The sequence below is a fragment of the Nonomuraea typhae genome, assembly GCF_009760925.1.
Classification (GTDB): domain Bacteria; phylum Actinomycetota; class Actinomycetes; order Streptosporangiales; family Streptosporangiaceae; genus Nonomuraea; species Nonomuraea typhae.
The window spans coordinates 122,799-139,308 of sequence record NZ_VRLV01000004.1 but is presented as its reverse complement, the minus strand read 5'-3'; the positions used below and the strand labels follow the sequence as shown (position 1 = coordinate 139,308).

Here is a 16,510-nt window from a genome sequence, read left to right as displayed (position 1 = left end):
GCTCTACTTCCAGGTGGGCAGATGGCGGCGCATCTGCTCGGCGAACTGGGGGTTTGATTCGCGGCGGGCGGCCGGGTCGGTGACCTGCACGCCGTACTGGGCGGCCAGGCGGCCGAGTTCCTCGGGGCTGACCAGGGCGTTCTTGCCGCCGTGGGCGAGCCGCTCGACGGCGTCTCCCTTGGCGGTCCACTTGGTGCCGCGGGCCTGAGCCTGGAGGCCGGCTTGGGGGTTGACCTCGGCGGTCCAGAAGTAGTCCGCGGGCGCGACGCGCTCGCCCTTGTGGACCCCGCGCTGGTAGGAGCGCTGGTTGAGCTTGGCCTTGACGGAGTTGAGCAGCCGGTCCTCGCGGCGTGAGGCGATCGTGCCGAGGTAGCCGTCGGGGTACTGGGCTGAGGGGATGGCGGGGACGCGGCCCGAGCGCTTGGCGTCGAGCAGGTCGCGGTAGCCGGTCCCGGCTCCGCCGCCTCCGCCCGTGGTGGTGCCGCCGGGCTGGGCGACGAAGGTGTTGTAGGACCAGGGCACTACGGCCCCTGAACGTCAGGGGCGGGGGGCTGGGTGTGCAGGGCAGCCGCGCTGTGGTTCATCGCCGACTCGGCGAACTGAGCGCTCTTGCTGACGGCGCCGCGGGCTGCCGCGCCAGCCGCCGCGCGCAGGAGCTGGGGCCCGGCGGCCCGGGCGACCGTGCCCAGGACGGCCGGGATGGCAGCCAGCAGGGGTCCGGGCATGTCAGGCTCCCCGGTTCTGGTGCAGGTAGAAGTCGCCGAGTCCGGCCTTGGACGGGACGGTGTAGACGTTGCGGCCGGTGGCGGCCGACTCCTCAGCGTTGGGGTAGACGTAGGTGGCCTGGACGGCGCCCTTGTGGCCGAGCCGCTCGGGGATCTGCTGGCGGTAGCCGTGCAGGACGGCCTCGATCATGCCGCCCTTGGCGTTGCCGCTCTTGAGGACGCTGGTCTGGGTGGGGCCGCGTTCGGCCGAGCGGTTGACGAACGTCGACGCCTGCGTGCCCATGGTGGGGAAGGTGGTGGTCGTCTTGTCCTTCACGGACTCTCCTCGGGTCAGGACGCGCCCAGCCAGGTGCGCCGGTCGTAGGTCTCTGCGGACACGCCGTTGACGGAGGGCAGGACATCGCCGCTGGGCAGCATGCGCTGGGCGTCGGAGGGCGAGTGGCCGTTGGGGCTGGCGGCGTACGGCTCCAGCACCGAGCGCCGACGATGGCCTGCGCGCCCGGCGCCGACCTGCCGGGAGTAGAAGCGGGTCATGGTGGCCGCGCGGGCGGAGTCTGCGAATCCGCCGTTTCTGGAACCGTCCACGAATCCGCCTTTCCTTTTTGGTTCGTCCGCTTTTCCAGTGTAGATTTTCTGGCCGCCCGGAAATTAATTCAGCGTTCGGCGATGACGCGGATGTTGATGGCCGTGGGTGACCCGTCGGCGAGTTTCACCGTCTCGAATGACGGGCGAAACGACAGGGAGTAGCCGCGCGAGCCGACAAATCCGCAGGCGATGGCCAGGGCCTTGACGCTCTGGTTCACCGCGCCCGCTCCGATGGCCCGCAGCCAGACGCGTTTGCCGTCGTAGACGGCGTGGCTGATGGTGGCGGCCAGGGAGGAAGAGCTGGTGGTCGAGGCGACGCGCAGCAGCACCTCGTTGTCGTCGGGCAGGCTCATATAGGGCTCCTGAAAGGGAAATGCTCCGTGTTGGGAATCTTCCTTCCAGGGTAGATTCGGCGGTTTTTCTTTTGTTAATACGAAGTCGCCCCGCACGGATTGTTCCGGGCGGGGCGACTGGTATCTCATCGGTCAGGCGGCGTGCCGTTCGGTGAGGAGTGTGAGCTTTCTCAGCACGCTTTCCTGGGCGGGATTGGTGGTGCCAGCGACGGCCAGGTGGGCGAGCCGGGCACACAGGTAGGCGTCGGCGAGATTGTGGTTCTTGGTCACGAACCCGTGCTGCGCTGCGGCCGTGATCATGTCGTCTTTGCTGGCGTTGCCCCTGCCTGTGGCGAACTGCTTGAGCTGGGGCGGCGGGACGATCGTCGGGTAGCGGATCGGGTCGGGAAGGGCCTCGGCCAAGGCCAGCTTGACGGTGGCGCCGAGTTCGCCGGCCTGCTCGCGCCCGAACCGGGCCTCATACGCGTAGCCCTCCATGACCACGTGCTCGATGCGGTCGCGGTAGGGCGACAGTTCCTTCCACAGCCAGTGGTAGATCTCCAGCAGCCGCATCACGCCGCTGCCGTGCTTCTTGGCGGGCCAGGTGCCGGTGATGGCTTTGACGATGCCGGTGTCCGGGCCGAGGACGATCAGCCCAAAGCCGGTATAGGACTGGTCCAGCCCGACAAACAGCGGCTCGGGTTCGGGCATGCCGGGCAGGGCGAGCTGCATCACGCCCCCTCCCCTGCCGGGCGGGCGAACTCTTCCGTGACCTCGCCCCACTCGATCTCGCCGTTGACGTTGCCGAACGCCTGGTAGACGGTCGGCCGGACGGTGTAGCTGTACGGGGGGCGGCCGTAGTCGGCGGTGATGGCGCAGTTCAGGGCGCGGCGGGAGGCGTACAGTCGGCCGCCCATGGCGAAGATGTCGGTGATGGTGGGCGCGCTCATCAGCGGGTTCTCCGGATGGTCAGGCGGTGGATGAGCATGTCGGCCTGGGCGATCAGGTCAGCGATGGTGCTGGAGTTGGTGATGCGCCAGTCGAACAGCGGCTCGGGCAGTCCGGCGTCGCTGATGTGGTCGTTGACCGGGCCGACGCCGGGCCGTTCGACCTTGACCAGGGTGGCGCCGTACAGGTCGCGCAGCAGGGCGGCCTCGTTGGTCATGCGCACGTCAGAGAAGACCACGCGGTCGGCGCCCTCGGCCCGGCGGAACGCCTCGTCGATCCAGGTGCGCGCTCCCAGCACCTGGCGCACACTCATGCCGGTCGACTGGAGCAGTTCGCGCACCGGGGGGTAGATCTGCTTGGCCTCGTCCCAGCCGAACCGGTCGACCAGCTCGCGCAGCCGTACGGGGTGGCCGTCCTCGAACAGGGCGACGGGATTCTGCTCAGCCAGCAGCTCACGCACGGGGTCGGCGAAGGCCACCTTGCGGAAGTCGTAGTTTCGGACGAGGGCGTCGGCGAAGGTGTCCTTGCCTGACTGGGCGAAGCCGTGCAGGCCGATGATCAGCTTCACTGGCGCTCCTCCAGCTCGCGCAGGGAGGCCAGGGCGAGGTCGATGGTGGCGTCGGCGTGGCCCATGGCGTGTCCGAACCGGTAGGTGGCAAACAGCGCGGCGGCTGCGATGACCGCGATGAGGATCTCGGTCATCGGCGGGCCTTCCATCGCAGGTAGGCGTTCATGACGATGACGGAGATGGGGGCGAGCAGGCCAGCGATCACGGCGACGGTGACGCCGAAGATCAGGCCGTGTAGGAGGGTGTCGAGGTAGCTGTTCACGCCTGCTCCTTCAGCGTGATGTCTTGGACGGAGTTCGGGGCGAGGGTGCGGAGCTCGGCCAGCAGGCGCTCGGCGAGCCGACGGATCTCGCGGTTGGCCGTGAGGTCGAGCCGCTTGCTCAGCAGGTCGCGCCAGCCGCGGAAGTTCGCCGAGGCGACCAGGTCGGTGCTGGTGTTCAGGGGCAGCACCTGGGCGGCTGCCTCGCGGGCTTCCTTGATCTTGTAGCCGGAGGCGATCAGGTACTTGTAGAGCCAGTCGTAGTGGTCGCTCGCGGTGCGCCAGGACTCCTGGAGGACCCGGCGGATCATGGGGTTCTCCTGCTCGGCCAGGGTGGGGTGGAGGGTGTAGTCGCGGGGCGGGCAGTAGCGCAGCGACTCGACGGAGAATCCGGCGTGCCGGTGGCGGGTGAGTTCGCCGAGCAGGTGCCGGGACACGCCCTCGATGAGGAAGGCCGCGTGGGTGTGCTCCAGGACGCTGTGGTGGCCCTGCTCGAGGATGTTGGCCAGGTAGTCGGTGTTGCGGCGGGTGGCCGGGTTGGGTTTGTGCCAGCTCTGGTAGCAGATGCGCCCGGCGTACTCGGCGATCAGGTCCGCGTCGGTGTCACGCTCGTCGGGGTGGGCGACCCGGACGAGCACTTCGTTGCTGGCCCTACTTGAGCTCAGCAGGGTGACTCGCATGGTGGTTTCTCCTGGTGGTTGGTGGTGGATGTCTCGGCCGGTGGCTCAGCCGCTGGTAACGGCTCGGCCGCAAACGGGTTGGGCGCGGCGCTGTTAGGTCGTCCACCGGGCTGCTCGGCTGTCGCGGTCAGATCGGGCGGTGCGGCGGGTGAGCTCGCGCGAGAGGAACGAGCTCAGCCGGTCGGCGTTCTCGTAGCCGATCTGGTGTTGCTTGCGGGTGGCGTAGGCGTCCAGGCAGTGGTTCTGGGCGTCGACCACGTCCTGGTCAGAGGCGGCCTCGGCCTTGGCTGCCGTCACGGTCTTGGACAGCTTGCCGATCACGGCCTGGGCGCGGCGGATCTCCAGGATGCTGTCGGCGTACTTCTCGGCGATCTGGGCCTTGGCCAGTAGCCCGGCGTAGTACCCGACCCACTGGGTCATCTCGCCGAACAGACGCATCAGCTCCCGGTCGTCGAGCTCGGTCACGTCGTTCGGGACGGCCGGTGGCATCTCGGCCGGGCGGTCGGGTGCGTGCAACTCGGCGTACGCCCGCTCCTGCCGGGCCTGGATCCTCGCCTCGGCCTTGGCCGTGGTCAGGTTCCGGCTGCGGGATACCGTCCTCAACCTTCCAGCACTCCTTCACCCAGGCACAGCTTGCGCAGGGCTTCTTGTCGGGTTCGTGGTGCGCGCGGTCAGGCAGCGGCCCGCCGGCTATGGCGTCGCGGATGGCGTCTGCTCTGGCCAGCAGGGGCTCGAGGATGCGCGGCGATGGCTTGATCTCGAAGCTGCGGGTCTGCTGGTTGGCTTTGAACTCGTAGATGAAGATCATCGACTTGACCGGGATTCCCGTCAGGGCGGCCAGGTGCAGGTAGATATTGGCCTGCCGGACGTGAGGCGCCAGGGGGCGTTTGATGGCCGCCCAGATGCCGTCCAGGTCGAGCAGCTTCTTGCCCGCGGTGGTCGGGTGGGTGTGCTCGCGCACCAGCTCAGGCACGTCCAGGCGCAAGGTGCCCTTGCCGATGGACTTGATCTCAATGAAGGACTCCCCCACCCAGCCGTCGGCGTGCCCGGCGATCAGGTGCTCCTTCTCCCCGTCCAGGGGGACCTCGCCGTAGACCAGGCCGACGACGCTGTCGCACTTGGGGCAGGAGATGGGGTCCTCGCCGAAGTCGACGCCCTTGCGTTGGCAGGTCAGGCAGTCCCAGCGGCCTTTCAGGCGGCCCATCTGCCGGATCCAGCTCTGCCACTTGGCGTGCAGGCTGTGCCCCTCCTCGAAGATGGACAGCAAGCCGAGGCCGTGCTTGTCCGCGGTGACGGGGGTGCCCTGGCGCACGTCGCGGATGCGGTAGAAGGTCTGGCGGGGGCACCATTCGGCCGAGGCCATCTCGCTGGGGTGGATGATGTCCTGGCGCCGGTCGGAGGGGGCATCGGCCTTGGCGATGAGGTGGGCTTGGATGTCGCCGAGCAGGCCGCCTTCCTTCTTGGTGGCGCCCAGATCGGCCAGGCGGCCGGTCAGTTTCAGGCCAGCAGGGGGCTTTCCTCCGCTTCGAGGTCGGCGCTTTCCTGCTGGGTTGGCGGGTGCCACGTCCACTCCCACGGTGTTGTTCGGGTCTTGGGGTTCTTCAGGTGGGCCTTGCGCTCCCAGCGCAGTGCGCGCCGGTCGTGTGGGGGCAGGCCGCCCCAGATGCCGATGGACTCGTTGTTGATGCAGGCGAACTCCAGGCATTGCTGGCGCATGGGGCAGACGAGGCCGTCGGCTTCGCCGTTGCAGACGGCCAGGGCGTCGCTGTACTGGGCGGGGTCGAACCAGGGGTCGCGCCGGGGGTTGGGCCGAAACGGCAGGCACTTGGCGGCCCGGGTGGGGTTACCGCTGGCGCTCCAGTCGGGGGCGCGGGTGCGGGGCTTGAGGACCACTACGCAACCGCCTCCAGGTCGGCCAGGTAGTCCTCGCGTGCCATCACCACCCAGGTCCGGCCGCCCATTTCAATCTCGAAGAGCATTGCCCGGCCGTCGAGCAGGGCGTGGGTTTCGGCGGCCAGGAGTTCGTCGAGCTTGAGCGTGTAGGAGCGTTTGCTGGTGGTCTTGCACTCGATGGACTTGGTGGCGGTGCGCACGTCGTTCTTGCGGAAGGGCTGGTTGCCGGATCCGGCGTTGACGCTCCCGCCGTACACGGCCGCGGTGCGCTGTTCCTGCTGACGGGATGCCTTGTGCCGGTTCACCACCACACCGCCAGGGCGACCAGGCCGCAGGCCAGCAGGATCAGCAGCGCCGCCCCTGCCGCGGCCATCCAAAAGCAGCCGTCCTCGATGCGGCGGTCGCGCTTATGCACCACGGTCGGCCTTCTTCCTGACGCGCTCGCCGAGCTCGATGATCAGGTCGCCGAACAGCAGGCAGAGCAGGATGCCGCCGAGGATGAGGCCGATGTCCTGGCCGGTCATGATGCCTCCGTGGTGATCAGGTCCCGGTCGGGTTTGGCGGAGGCGGCGAGGATGCCGGCGCGCAGGCTTTCCTGGAGGTCGATTTCGGCGCGCAGGTCCTGGAGGAGGGCGTCCTTGCCTTGCCAGCGGCGCTCGCCGATGGAGTAGTAGGCACCCGCCCGCTTGATCAGGTCGTACAGGACGCCGTAGGTGAGCAGTTCCTTGGCGCTGTCGTAGTCGCCGCGCAGGAAGCCGAGGTTGGGGGCGTCGCGGAAGTACACGTCCAGGGAGGCGACCTGGCCGGGGCTGGCGGCCTTGTTCTTCAGGGTGCGCAGCTTGACGGTCTGGCCGACGCGGGTCTTGCCTTTGCCGTGGCGGGCCTCGTCGATGAACTCGTCGCGCTTGACCTCCAGGCGGACGTAGTAGAAGTAGTTCTTCGCCTTGCCGCCGGGGGTCGTCTGGGGGGTGCCGTGCGGGGAGAACTGGCCGATCGCGTCCCGGTACTGGTTGATGATCAGCCCGAACATGGGCCGCTCGGTGCCGTCCAGGGCGCGCTTGGAGGCGGCGCCCATCTTGCGGAAGAACTTGCCCACCAGGCGGGCTCCGACGGCGACGACGGCGTCCTCCATCGTCTTGTCGGCCTCTTCGCCGGGGATCAGGGCGGGGTAGGAGTCGAGCACGATCAGGTCGATGCTCTTGGAGGCGGCGAACGACAGCATCGTCTCGAAGGCCAGCTCCATGTCCTGGGTGGGCATCACGATCACGCGGTCGGTGTCGACGCCGAGGGCGTGGGCCTGGTCGACGTCGAAGTGCTCGGCGGCGATCCACAGGGTGGTGAACTTGGGGTCGCGCTGCTGGTTGGCGGCGACCGTCTTGAGGGCGATGAAGGTCTTGCCCTGGCTCTCCTTGCCGATCACTTCAGCCCACTGGTTGGCGGGCCATCCCCCGCCGAGGATCACATCCAGGCCGATCGAGCCGGAGGTGTAACGGGCCGGGACCGACATCTCCGAGCCGGTGACGAGGGCGCCCTCGCCGTGCTTCTTGTTGATCTGGGCGATGAGGCTGCGGGCCTCGATGGGCAGGGAGGCGTGACTGGTCACTGGGCTCCCCTGCTGACCAGCCCGGCTGTCGGTTGTGAATGTGACCCCGGCAATTCATTCTCCGAATTCTCGCAAATAAGTAAAGGCCGTACGCGGGAACGCTATGCGAATCCCGGATACGGCCTCAACCAATGTATTAACTAAGGTGCCACGATTGTTTTCGGAGTTGCTAGGCCAATTTCCCGCCTGCGATTAGAGCGTGTCACAGGCTCCGGAAACACAGGCGAATTCGCGAGCGCCTTCGGTGTGGTCTTCGGTTTCGTAGAAGACGAGATCGGCCCAGCGGATGGACGGCATAGCGGCCTTGGCGGCGGCCAGCCCTTCGGCAGTGATGGGCTGGTAGGGCGCCTGCTGGTAGACGTGGTCGGAGTGCGGCAGGAAGGAGACGCCGGTGATGTCGTCCAGGTAGTCCCACACCCATGCGCCGACGTCCGGCCACTCGTGGTCGCGGACGCTAACGGTGACGCTGGGGGTGTGCTCGCACCAGTGGCGCTTGTAGGTCAGCCAGAGCTCCAGGTGCTCAAGGGCGGTGAGGTCCTCGCGGGTGACCGCGTCGGCCGGGACGTCGATGGGGAAGGCGAAGACCAGGCCGGTGTCCGGCTGGGCCAAGTCGCTCTCGCAGGGCACCCCGGCGTCGAGCATGAGCTGGGCGAGCGGGTCCTTGGTGTCGGCGCGGACGGTGCGGATGTAGCCGGTCGGCGCGTACCAGGGGTGCAGGGCGGAGGAGACGCCGGCGAGCTGGGAGCTGTTGCCCTCGGGCTTGACGCAGGTGATGGCGGCGGCCGGGTTGATACCGAGCTCGGCCGCCAGGTGCTCGTTGGTCTGGCGGGCGGCTGCCCGCAAGCTGTCCAGCAGGTCGGCCAGGTCCGGGCCCTGCTCGCGCAGCAGTTCGTTGCCGAAGATGCCGTTGAGGGAGACGCCCAGCAGCCGCTCGGCCTCGCAGTTGGCCCGCCAGTCGGCGCGCAGGTAGGGGAAGTTGATCAAGGTGCTCTGCCAGGTGCCGAGGATGGCGGCGAGCTCGACCTTACGCCGCAGGCGAGAGGCGTCGTCGCCAGGCCGGGCCACCACCGAGGACAGATTGCAGAACTCATGCGGCCTGAGGAGGATCTCCATGCAGGGGTTTCCGCCGTAGGCGGTGTGGGCGTCCCGGCGGCCCCAGCGCGATGCCTGGCGTCGGGCGGCGCTGCGGTTGAAGATGCCGCGCTCGCCCGAGCCGCTGGCTACCAGGTCGGCCCACTCGCGGTCGAAGTCGGTCTTGGAGATCGGCTCGGCGTACACCGCGGAGTTGTTCGCGAACGCCCGTTGACCTGCTGCGTTCCACCACTCCCCCGACTTGGCCAGGGCCATCGGCCGGTCGGCGAGGTCGGACAGGGAGATCAGGGCGCTGCGCCGAACGCCGCCCGCCTGGACGACGGATGCGATCTTGCAGACCAGATCGTGGACTTCCAGCGCGGTGAGCTTGCGTCCCTGGGCCGTGCTGAGCAGGTTGACGGTGTAGGAGAACAGCTCATTCAACGGTTCGAGGCCGCTGGCCCTGCCGCCGAAGGTGCGCAGTCGTGCGCCCTTGGGCCGGACGGCCGACAGGTTCCAGGTGGGGATCACGCCGTCGCGCCACATGAGGGTCAGCAGGGTCTCGAAGCTGGTCGCCCAGCCGAGCTTGTTGTCCGGGACGACGATCTCTACCCCGTCCATCGTGCGGTGCAGCGCGGGGACGGCGGGGAGCTGGTTGATCTCGGCATGCTCGCAGGAGAACCCCACTCCTGTGCCGTGCATAAGGATGAACAGCACTTCGGCGAACGCCTTGATGTCGTTGATCGGCAGGTAGGCGCAGTTGTAGGCGCCGATCGACGACTCGTGCAGGGCGGGACCGGCGGTCATGAGGGCCCGCATGCTGGGGAAGACCTGGTGCTCGCAGATCGCTTCGCGGATCTCCAGGAGCAGGTCGCTGTCGGGGACGTAGCCGTGGTTGCGCTTGAGGTGGCCGGTCATGAAGGTCAGGTAGCGGTCGACGGTCTCGCCCCAGGTCTCTCGCCTGCGCTCCTCCTCCAGCCAGCGGGAGTAGCGCGACAGGGCGATGTAGTTGCGGAAGGGATCCTTGAGAGAGCCGTCGGGGTTGAGGATGGTCAAGAGGGATGTCCTTAGCAGGGGTTTCGCAATCGGCGGCAGGTCGGCCTAGACGCGGCCGATGATCTGCCGGGGGTTGAAGTTGCTGGTGCCGTCGTGGACCTGACGGGCAGGGGTGGCCGGCTGCCCCGGGGTGGTCGCCCCGCCTGCGCCGCTGCCGGTCTGGACGACGGGATAGCCACAGTCGAAGCAGCGCATCGCGGCCTGGGAGCCGGGTGGACGCATGTAGTTGCCGCTGGCGCAGTCCGGGCAGGTGTCGGTGAGCCTGGCGGACTTGGCCGCGGCCGGGGCCTGATAGTCCTGCGCGAGCGCGGGCTGCTCGAGCGGCGGGGGTAGCGGGGCCGCGGGGGAGGGGTCCCACCACGGCCGGGCTGCGCTGGCGGCCGGGGGCGAGGCGGGGGTCTGCGCCTGCGGCGGCTGCTGGCCTTGTGCGGCGGCCAGCTTGCGGGCCCAGAAGTTATTCACGGCCGTTCCTTTCCGGGAAGGTAATTACTCCTGTGTCGAGGAGATTGGCGATGATGACCAACGCGCCGACCCGGATGACTTCGCCATATTGTGTCGCCAGCGCCTCGCGGATTTCTGCTGGGACTTCTTCGGCCGTGTCACCCAGGATAGTGGCAATCAGGATTTCGGCAGAGAGCGTAGATAGTGCGGTGACGTCTTTCAGGAGGGGCGCGACGCGAAATAGCCGCCGCTTGGATTCGAGGTACATTTCCGGCGCGGCGTCGGTGCTAGGGGGCACCATGCCGAGCTGGCGCATGACCTTCTCGGTCTTGCGGGAGGGCACCAGGTCCCACACCAGGCGGTGCTTGAGCAGGGGCGTCCAGTCCAGGCCGTGCAGAGGGTTGTCGTGGCTCACTTGGCCTCCGACCAGCGCTGGACGATCGAGGTGTCGACGGTGAGCGGGACCGACAGCAGGCGCTGGATGCCCTCGCCGAGCATGGCCTGGCGCATCGCGGCCTCGACCAGCGGCGCCTGGTGGGTGGGGGTATGGATGACGAGCTCGTCGTGGACGGTGAGGATCAGGTGCGCGGGCTCAGGCAGGGCCCGCAGCCGGGGGCCGAGGCGGTTGATCGACAGTTTGATCAGGTCCGCGCTCGAACCCTGGATCTTGGAGTTGAAGGTCTGGCGCTCGGCCTTGGCGCGGCGGCCGTCGTCGGCACTGCGCAGGTCGGGCAGGCGGCGGTAGCGGCCGAGGATGGTCCGCACGTGCGGGGTGGGTTCGGCTCGCCGGGCCTGGCTGATGCACTCGGCACGGTACTGGTAGATCTCGGGGAACTGGGCCGCGTGCGTCTTCATGTGGGCGCGGGCCTGCTTCTCGGTGATCCCGGCCATGTCGGCGACGGTGGCGGGTCCAGCCATGTAGATGATGGCAAAGTTGAGGCCCTTGGCGACCTGGCGCATGTCCTTGGCGACGTCATCGGGGGCGACGCCGAACACCATGGCGGCGGTCATGGTGTGGGGGTCGATCCCGGCGTGGAAGCCCTCGAACAGGGCTCCCTGGCCGATGAAGTGGGCGGTCAAGACGAGTTCGATCTGGCCTTGGTCGCCGACGACCAGGGACCAGCCGTCATCGGCGCGGAATGCGCCGCGGATGCGCTTGCCGTCGGCGGTGCGCACGGGGATGTTCTGGAGGTTCGGGCCGGAGCTGGAGAAGCGGCCGGTGGCGGTGCCGGACTGGTTGAAGCTCCCGTACACGCGGCCGTCGAAGACGATGCCGGGCTTGGTGTCGGTGCCGACCAGGCCGTCCACGTAGGTGGTCTTGAGTTTGACGTCCTTTTGGTAGTCCAGGAGGCGGGCCACGAGCGGGACGCGGGCGTGCGGCTTGAGGGCGTCGGCGTCGGTGGAGTAGTCGTAGATGGTGACTGGCTGTCGGGCGCGTTCCTTCTTCTTGCCTCCCGGGGTGAGCGCGCTGGGCTTGAGGCCGAGGCCGCCCTCGCTCTTGGGCAGGTAGAGGATCTCGGCCTTCTGCTTGGGGCTGTTGAGGTTGAACCGGCGTCCGGCGGTGGCGTAGATGTCGCCCTCGATGGCGACGATGCGGCCGGCGAGCTCGGCGCCGAAGGTGGTCAGGACGTCGGCTTCGAGGGGTGCGCCGTGGTGGGCGGCATCCAGCAGCTCGGTGATGAGGGTGTGCTCGAGGTCGCGCAGGTCGCCGATGCCGAGCTGGTCGATGAGTTCGGCGAAGCGGTGGTAGAGGAGCCAGGTGTACTTGGCGTCCATGTAGGCGTAGCGGGCGACCTTGTGGAAGGGGTGCTGCTCGACGCACTTGCCGACGTTCTCTTTGTCGTAGTCGACCTGGTAGAGCTCCTTGACCAGGGCCTTGAGGCCGTTCTGGCGGTTTTCGTCCAGCAGGTGGCCCATGACGCGGGTGTCGGCGTAGGGCGGGGGGACGATGCGCTCGCCGTTGTACTTGGCGATGGAGATACCGTCGAACACGAAGTTGTGGGCGATCTTGGTTCGGTCGGAGTCGAACAGGGGCCAGCATTTCTCCCAGACCTGGGAGGGGCGAAGCTGGGCGGGTGGGGCTTCCCAGACGGGGACCTTGTCGCGGCGGATCCTGCCGTTGGCCAGCAGGCGCGGCTGGGTGTCGTAGCGCTCGATGCGGTTGCCGATGGGGTGGCCCATGGGGATCGACACGGCCATGCCGTGGGTGGCCATGGACAGCCAGATGACCTTGTTCTGTGCGGGGATGAGCCGGTTGTCTCCGGTCGTCTCGGTGTCGAAGGCGAAGGCGTCGTGGCGGGAGAAGTGGCCGATGACGTGGTCGAGGTGCTCGGGGGTGAGCACCACGGTGGAGCTGGGGCGCATGGGCGTGGTGGGCCCTTCGGTGGTTGGTCGGTGAGGTGGCGCAGGCCGCCGCCCCGGTGTGAGCCCTGGGACGGCGGCCTGCCGCTTGCTGGGGTTGGTAGCCCCTGGTGTTTGGTGGGTTAGGTGAGCTCGTCCACGAGCTCTTCGAGGTCTTCGCGGCTGTCGGTCTTGGTGTAGTTCTCGAAGCCGTGGACGGCCTCGCGTAGCTCGGCCAGGTCCTCCTCGGTGAGGGGGGTGACGGCCCATTCGGCGACGAGGTCGCGTTCCTTGATGGGGACCAGGTTGTATTCGGTCTTGGTGCCCTTGCCGGAGCGGGAGACTGACCAGTAGAGGTCGTCGCGGTCGATGGGGCTGGTCTTGGTGTTCTGGGACAGGGTGCGGATCTTCTCGGCCAGCCGTACGCCGCAGGCCCAGATCTTCATCTCCGGTTCGCCCACGTCGTTGCCGTTGCTGTCGCGGTAGGGCATCTCGATGACGTTGAACAGGACCTGGGTGCGGGGGCTGTCACCGAGCTGCTCGCACAGGGGGCAGTCTTCTGCGTGGCAGACGAAGCCCTTCTTGCCCTGGGCTTGTTCCAGCCAGTGCCAGGCGAAGACGGCGAACGGCTCGGTCTGGGCGAACTTGAAGACGATCTCGTCGGAGCCGACCTTGAAGGTGTCGGCGAAGCCGGCCGATGCCTTGGCCTGGTTGCGCAGGGCGTCCCAGCCGCCGGAGGCTCCGGCGCTCGTGCGGCCTGCTGGACGGCGGGAGTCGGTGCGGCCCGCGGGCCGGGAGGCGGGGTGTCGGCGCTGGCTGGCTTCCTTCTCCTCGGGCTCGGTGGTCTGCTCGGTGGAGGTGCGGCGCTTGAGAGCGCGGGCCATGTGGGGGTGCCCTTTCGTTAGTGGATGTTCTGGGTGTTCTGCTCGGCCAGGACGTGGACGTATGACTCGTTCTCGGTGGTCAGGCTGGTGGCTCGCGCGATGTCGGCGGCCAGGGTCTGCTGCACCTGCTCGCGTGCGGTGATCAGGAGGTCGCCGAGCTCGACGTTGTCGGCGTCGGGGAAGTCGGTGTCGAAGACGGTGGCCGAGGCGGTGTATTCGATCCACTCGTAGGCGCCCATGTTGACGTGGTGGCGCTGGGTGTAGGTGACCTGCATGTCAGGTGGAGACCTTCCGGGAGCGGGCCTGGTGTTCGCGGAACATGGCCAGGACGCGCTCGGTGAAGCGGGTGTGCTTGATCGGCCGGGAGTGGGGTTCGAGGATTCCCTCGTCCTGGGCGATCTGGCGGATTTCCAGGACCTGGGCGCGGGTGTAGAGGCGCCGGGAGCCGCGGGTGTCCTTGCCGGTGAAGCGGTACTGGGGGTGGGGCAGGATGCCTTCGCGCTCCCACTTGCGGATGGTGACGGCCTTGCGGCCCAGGACGTCGGCGAGTTGGCCGACGGTGAAGAAGTCGGTGTCGATGCCGCGGACCTTGTAGACGCGAGGCTTCTTGCCCTCCAGCGGGTCGTCGAGCTCGGCGGGCCGCTGCCAGGAGGCGGGGATGGGGGTTTCGTTTCCCGCGGGTGGTAGGTGTGCGGCGGGTCGTGCGGGTGTGGTGCGGGGTGCGCCCGGGCGGCTGGAGTCGGTGCGGTTGCCGGGTCGGGTGGGCTGGCGCGCTCCCGGGCGGGTGGTGCTCATCACGGGGGGCTCAGATTCCCTTCAGGGCGTAGGTGATGGTCGTGTCGATGAGGGAGTCGAGCTCGTCGGTGGTCAGGACGTCTTCTTGCTGGAGCGCGTAGAGCTCGTCTTGGTCCAGGACCTCGATGACCTCGTGGCGGAAGACGCGTTTTTCGACGTCAGGCCCTTTGGAGCGTGCCAATGTGCGGGCGCGCTCCTCGTTGACGGTCATGGAGACACGTTTCTCGCGGACGAAGCCGGAGTAGGTTCTGTCGCCCTCGTACGGCTGGTCGAGGGTGATCGTCATGTGCCCCTTGGCGTCTTCGTCGCCGTGGTGGGCGGCAAGGTCGAGCAGGTCGGCCCGGAGCGCCTTGACACGGTTGTCGATCTGAGCGGCTTGCTCGCGCAGGGTGGCCCACTGGCGGAAGAGCCGCTCGGCCCGCTGGGGGGCGTGGTCGGGGGTGGCGGGTTCGGCTGGGGCGGTTCGTGTCACCCTGCGCACGATGTCTCACCTCGATGAATATGTCGGGGTTGGATAGGGAAGACCCTAACCAGACATCTTGGCCGTCCACAACGTTACTACCCAATAATCGTCAAATAATCTTTGACAGCGCTACTTTGTTTACTACTTTCGCTCATGCTAGTGCGAGAGTGCGCCAGCCTGCTGACGAGGGCTTTCGGCTCCGGCTGCCAGCACCTCCCCCAGGTGCGAGGTGAGGGAGGTCACGTCGTTGTCGATCCGGCCCTGATGGTCGGCGCCGCGCCCGTCCACGGCCGCCTCGCCCACGCGGCCCTTGAGCGCCAGGCGCTCGTACTCGCGCACTTCGATGCTGGCTGCGGTGATCAGCCGGAGCACGCACACCCTGCTGTGCCGGGAGGAGGCGCGGACATGGCGCGCGGTGATCTGTCGGTACTGGCCCGCCGAGCGGGGCGGGTCGAGCAGGATCAGGTGGCTTGCCGCGGGCAGGTCGACGCCGTAGGCGCCTGCGTGGCTCATGGCGAAGATCCGCACACTGGGGTCGGACTGGAACTTGGCGACGGCCGCCTGCTTCTCCCCCGGCGTCATCTCGCCATGGTAGGTGACCAGTTCCACGTCAGGAAACATCTTCTGGACGATGTTTAGCATTCCTGTAAAGCGGGAAACGAGAATGGCTTTCGCTTCTGAATTCGTCAGCAGGTCGCGCATCTCCTGCCGCAGGGCGGCCATCTTGGCGCCCTCGCTCATGCCGTCGACCGCGCCGGAGGCAACCAGGTCGAAGCAGTATTTGCTGCCGGGAAGGACCTTCGGGGCTCCGGGCCGGGTCCGCAGGTGTTCGGCCTTGGCGTAGTTGGCCGCGCTGGCGCGCACGAGGTCGGGCTGGACCAGCAGCATCTGCGCGGCGGTGTGCACGGCCATGACCCGACCGGCGAGCGTGTTCTCCTCCCGGCCTGCGTAGTAGGCGCTGGGATCCCATTCCGCGGTGGGCCCGAGCTGCTCCAACTCGGCCAGCAGGTCGGCTGATATCTGCTGGTAGACGGCTGCGGTGGCGGGCTCCATCTCGATCATTCGGGTGCGTTCTTCCACGGCGGGCATGTACGGCGCGACGTCGGCGTCGGTGGTGCGCTTGCGGACCAGGGCCGGTGCGATCTTGGCGTGCAAGGTCTTCATGTTGCGGTAGCCCTTAACGTTGCCCCAGGTGTCGCGCCGGATGTAGGCCCGGTCGTAGGCGACGAAGTCGCCCAGGACGTCAGGGTCGACCCACTCCATGATCGAGAACAGCTCTTCGAGCCGGTTGTCGACCGGCGTGCCGGTCAGCGCGAGCCGGTAGGGCGCGGTGAGCTTCTTGATCGCCTTGGACCGCTTGGCCTTAAACGATTTGATCGCAGTCGCCTCATCCAGCACCACCAGGTCGAACCCCAGCCGGCGAAGGATGCGCAGGTCGGCCACGACGGTGTCGTAGGAGGCGATGACGTAGTCGGGCCGCTGGTGTTCCATCCGTGCCCAGGCCGCCTGCCGTACGGCCGGGCTGCCGTCGATCACCGTGCAGTAGCGCTCCTCCGGGACGACGATCGGTTCGCCCGCCACGACCAGTTCGGTGTCGGCGACGTCGGTGAAGCGGGCGATGGAGGCGGCCCACTGGAGTTTGAGCCCGGACGGGACGACGATCAGCGCGGAGGTGATGTCGCCTCGGCCGAGCAGTTCCTCGGCCACTGCGATGGCCGTGACGGTCTTGCCGAGGCCCATCTCGAAGGCCAGCAGCAGCGAGCCGCGTTCGGTGAACCTCTCGACGGCCTGGTCTTGGTAGGAGTGCAGCGTGATGGTGAGCACACCCAACGGCAAGAGCCCGTCCCAACAGCGGCTATTCCGCTGG

The 16,510-nt window shown here is 67.8% G+C and carries 25 protein-coding genes; all 25 read right to left on the bottom strand.

All coding sequences use genetic code 11. From position 1 onward, the window contains the following. Positions 1–3: 3 nt before the first annotated feature. Entirely contained in the window at positions 4–522 is a 519-nt protein-coding gene (locus tag FVE25_RS16570; RefSeq protein WP_157247849.1) for a hypothetical protein, read from the bottom strand. Beyond that, on the bottom strand, positions 522–725 hold the full coding sequence (locus FVE25_RS16565) for a hypothetical protein (protein WP_157247848.1): 204 nt from the start codon (positions 723–725) through the stop codon (positions 522–524). The genes FVE25_RS16570 and FVE25_RS16565 overlap by 1 nt, the downstream gene beginning before the upstream one ends. A 1-nt stretch (position 726) precedes the next feature. After that, positions 727–1,041 (bottom strand): hypothetical protein, encoded by a 315-nt coding sequence (locus FVE25_RS16560; RefSeq protein WP_157247847.1) that lies wholly within the window; start codon positions 1,039–1,041, stop codon positions 727–729. A gap of 14 nt (positions 1,042–1,055) precedes the next feature. Continuing rightward, entirely contained in the window at positions 1,056–1,310 is a 255-nt protein-coding gene (locus tag FVE25_RS16555; protein WP_157247846.1) for a hypothetical protein, read from the bottom strand. Between the two features lie 68 nt (positions 1,311–1,378). Further along, entirely contained in the window at positions 1,379–1,663 is a 285-nt protein-coding gene (locus tag FVE25_RS16550) for a stage V sporulation protein S (protein ID WP_157247845.1), read from the bottom strand. Positions 1,664–1,795: 132 nt separating this feature from the next. Beyond that, positions 1,796–2,377 carry a hypothetical protein gene (locus FVE25_RS16545; RefSeq protein WP_157247844.1) on the bottom strand — a complete coding sequence of 194 codons (582 nt, stop codon included), beginning with the start codon at positions 2,375–2,377 and terminating at the stop codon, positions 1,796–1,798. After that, entirely contained in the window at positions 2,374–2,592 is a 219-nt protein-coding gene (locus FVE25_RS16540; protein ID WP_157247843.1) for a hypothetical protein, read from the bottom strand. Before FVE25_RS16540 ends, FVE25_RS16545 begins: the two co-directional genes overlap by 4 nt. Beyond that, positions 2,592–3,158: a deoxynucleotide monophosphate kinase family protein gene (locus tag FVE25_RS16535; protein WP_157247842.1), complete on the bottom strand. Its 567-nt coding sequence runs from the start codon at positions 3,156–3,158 to the stop codon at positions 2,592–2,594. Before FVE25_RS16535 ends, FVE25_RS16540 begins: the two co-directional genes overlap by 1 nt. Beyond that, positions 3,155–3,292, bottom strand: coding sequence for a hypothetical protein (locus FVE25_RS16530; protein WP_157247841.1), 138 nt, complete (start codon positions 3,290–3,292; stop codon positions 3,155–3,157). The genes FVE25_RS16535 and FVE25_RS16530 overlap by 4 nt, the downstream gene beginning before the upstream one ends. Beyond that, a complete protein-coding gene (locus FVE25_RS56275) occupies positions 3,289–3,420 on the bottom strand; it encodes a hypothetical protein (RefSeq protein WP_281367854.1) in 132 nt (43 codons plus the stop codon). The genes FVE25_RS16530 and FVE25_RS56275 overlap by 4 nt, the downstream gene beginning before the upstream one ends. Beyond that, the gene (thyX, locus tag FVE25_RS16525; RefSeq protein ID WP_157247840.1) at positions 3,417–4,097 is read right to left on the bottom strand and encodes an FAD-dependent thymidylate synthase; all 681 of its coding nucleotides are present in this window, start codon (positions 4,095–4,097) and stop codon (positions 3,417–3,419) included. The genes FVE25_RS56275 and thyX overlap by 4 nt, the downstream gene beginning before the upstream one ends. 93 nt (positions 4,098–4,190) lie before the next feature. Further along, positions 4,191–4,394: a hypothetical protein gene (locus FVE25_RS16520; RefSeq protein ID WP_157247839.1), complete on the bottom strand. Its 204-nt coding sequence runs from the start codon at positions 4,392–4,394 to the stop codon at positions 4,191–4,193. After that, positions 4,363–5,661, bottom strand: coding sequence for a hypothetical protein (locus tag FVE25_RS16515; protein WP_157247838.1), 1,299 nt, complete (start codon positions 5,659–5,661; stop codon positions 4,363–4,365). The genes FVE25_RS16520 and FVE25_RS16515 overlap by 32 nt, the downstream gene beginning before the upstream one ends. Continuing rightward, positions 5,595–5,990 (bottom strand): WhiB family transcriptional regulator, encoded by a 396-nt coding sequence (locus FVE25_RS16510; RefSeq protein ID WP_157247837.1) that lies wholly within the window; start codon positions 5,988–5,990, stop codon positions 5,595–5,597. Before FVE25_RS16510 ends, FVE25_RS16515 begins: the two co-directional genes overlap by 67 nt. Beyond that, the gene (locus FVE25_RS16505; RefSeq protein WP_157247836.1) at positions 5,990–6,295 is read right to left on the bottom strand and encodes a hypothetical protein; all 306 of its coding nucleotides are present in this window, start codon (positions 6,293–6,295) and stop codon (positions 5,990–5,992) included. The genes FVE25_RS16510 and FVE25_RS16505 overlap by 1 nt, the downstream gene beginning before the upstream one ends. A gap of 215 nt (positions 6,296–6,510) precedes the next feature. After that, on the bottom strand, positions 6,511–7,593 hold the full coding sequence (locus FVE25_RS16500) for a RecA family protein (RefSeq protein WP_157247835.1): 1,083 nt from the start codon (positions 7,591–7,593) through the stop codon (positions 6,511–6,513). A gap of 192 nt (positions 7,594–7,785) precedes the next feature. Beyond that, positions 7,786–9,720 (bottom strand): glycyl radical enzyme family protein, encoded by a 1,935-nt coding sequence (locus FVE25_RS16495; RefSeq protein ID WP_157247834.1) that lies wholly within the window; start codon positions 9,718–9,720, stop codon positions 7,786–7,788. A 45-nt stretch (positions 9,721–9,765) separates the two neighbouring features. Continuing rightward, positions 9,766–10,182: a hypothetical protein gene (locus FVE25_RS16490; RefSeq protein WP_157247833.1), complete on the bottom strand. Its 417-nt coding sequence runs from the start codon at positions 10,180–10,182 to the stop codon at positions 9,766–9,768. After that, positions 10,175–10,576, bottom strand: coding sequence for a hypothetical protein (locus FVE25_RS16485; RefSeq protein ID WP_157247832.1), 402 nt, complete (start codon positions 10,574–10,576; stop codon positions 10,175–10,177). Before FVE25_RS16485 ends, FVE25_RS16490 begins: the two co-directional genes overlap by 8 nt. Further along, the gene (locus tag FVE25_RS16480; protein WP_181019615.1) at positions 10,573–12,525 is read right to left on the bottom strand and encodes a DNA polymerase; all 1,953 of its coding nucleotides are present in this window, start codon (positions 12,523–12,525) and stop codon (positions 10,573–10,575) included. The genes FVE25_RS16485 and FVE25_RS16480 overlap by 4 nt, the downstream gene beginning before the upstream one ends. A 119-nt stretch (positions 12,526–12,644) precedes the next feature. Further along, a complete protein-coding gene (locus tag FVE25_RS53860; protein ID WP_181019614.1) occupies positions 12,645–13,385 on the bottom strand; it encodes a hypothetical protein in 741 nt (246 codons plus the stop codon). A gap of 17 nt (positions 13,386–13,402) precedes the next feature. Further along, on the bottom strand, positions 13,403–13,660 hold the full coding sequence (locus FVE25_RS16475) for a hypothetical protein (protein ID WP_157247830.1): 258 nt from the start codon (positions 13,658–13,660) through the stop codon (positions 13,403–13,405). A gap of 1 nt (position 13,661) precedes the next feature. Then, positions 13,662–14,180 carry a MerR family transcriptional regulator gene (locus FVE25_RS16470; protein WP_157247829.1) on the bottom strand — a complete coding sequence of 173 codons (519 nt, stop codon included), beginning with the start codon at positions 14,178–14,180 and terminating at the stop codon, positions 13,662–13,664. A gap of 10 nt (positions 14,181–14,190) precedes the next feature. Beyond that, on the bottom strand, positions 14,191–14,652 hold the full coding sequence (locus FVE25_RS16465; protein WP_157247828.1) for a hypothetical protein: 462 nt from the start codon (positions 14,650–14,652) through the stop codon (positions 14,191–14,193). A 147-nt stretch (positions 14,653–14,799) separates the two neighbouring features. Then, entirely contained in the window at positions 14,800–16,467 is a 1,668-nt protein-coding gene (locus FVE25_RS16460; RefSeq protein ID WP_246267169.1) for a DEAD/DEAH box helicase, read from the bottom strand. Positions 16,468–16,510: the final 43 nt, after the last annotated feature.

What these genes read in the sequence shown, in the direction of transcription:
- FVE25_RS16565 (WP_157247848.1), bottom strand. Translation starts at nt 725, where the DNA reads ATGCCCGGACCCCTGCTGGCTGCCATCCCGGCCGTCCTGGGCACGGTC.
- FVE25_RS16550 (WP_157247845.1), bottom strand. Translation starts at nt 1,663, where the DNA reads ATGAGCCTGCCCGACGACAACGAGGTGCTGCTGCGCGTCGCCTCGACC.
- FVE25_RS16540 (WP_157247843.1), bottom strand. Translation starts at nt 2,592, where the DNA reads ATGAGCGCGCCCACCATCACCGACATCTTCGCCATGGGCGGCCGACTG.
- FVE25_RS16530 (WP_157247841.1), bottom strand. Translation starts at nt 3,292, where the DNA reads ATGACCGAGATCCTCATCGCGGTCATCGCAGCCGCCGCGCTGTTTGCC.
- thyX (WP_157247840.1), bottom strand. Translation starts at nt 4,097, where the DNA reads ATGCGAGTCACCCTGCTGAGCTCAAGTAGGGCCAGCAACGAAGTGCTC.
- FVE25_RS16480 (WP_181019615.1), bottom strand. Translation starts at nt 12,525, where the DNA reads ATGCGCCCCAGCTCCACCGTGGTGCTCACCCCCGAGCACCTCGACCAC.
- FVE25_RS53860 (WP_181019614.1), bottom strand. Translation starts at nt 13,385, where the DNA reads ATGGCCCGCGCTCTCAAGCGCCGCACCTCCACCGAGCAGACCACCGAG.
- FVE25_RS16475 (WP_157247830.1), bottom strand. Translation starts at nt 13,660, where the DNA reads ATGCAGGTCACCTACACCCAGCGCCACCACGTCAACATGGGCGCCTAC.
- FVE25_RS16470 (WP_157247829.1), bottom strand. Translation starts at nt 14,180, where the DNA reads ATGAGCACCACCCGCCCGGGAGCGCGCCAGCCCACCCGACCCGGCAAC.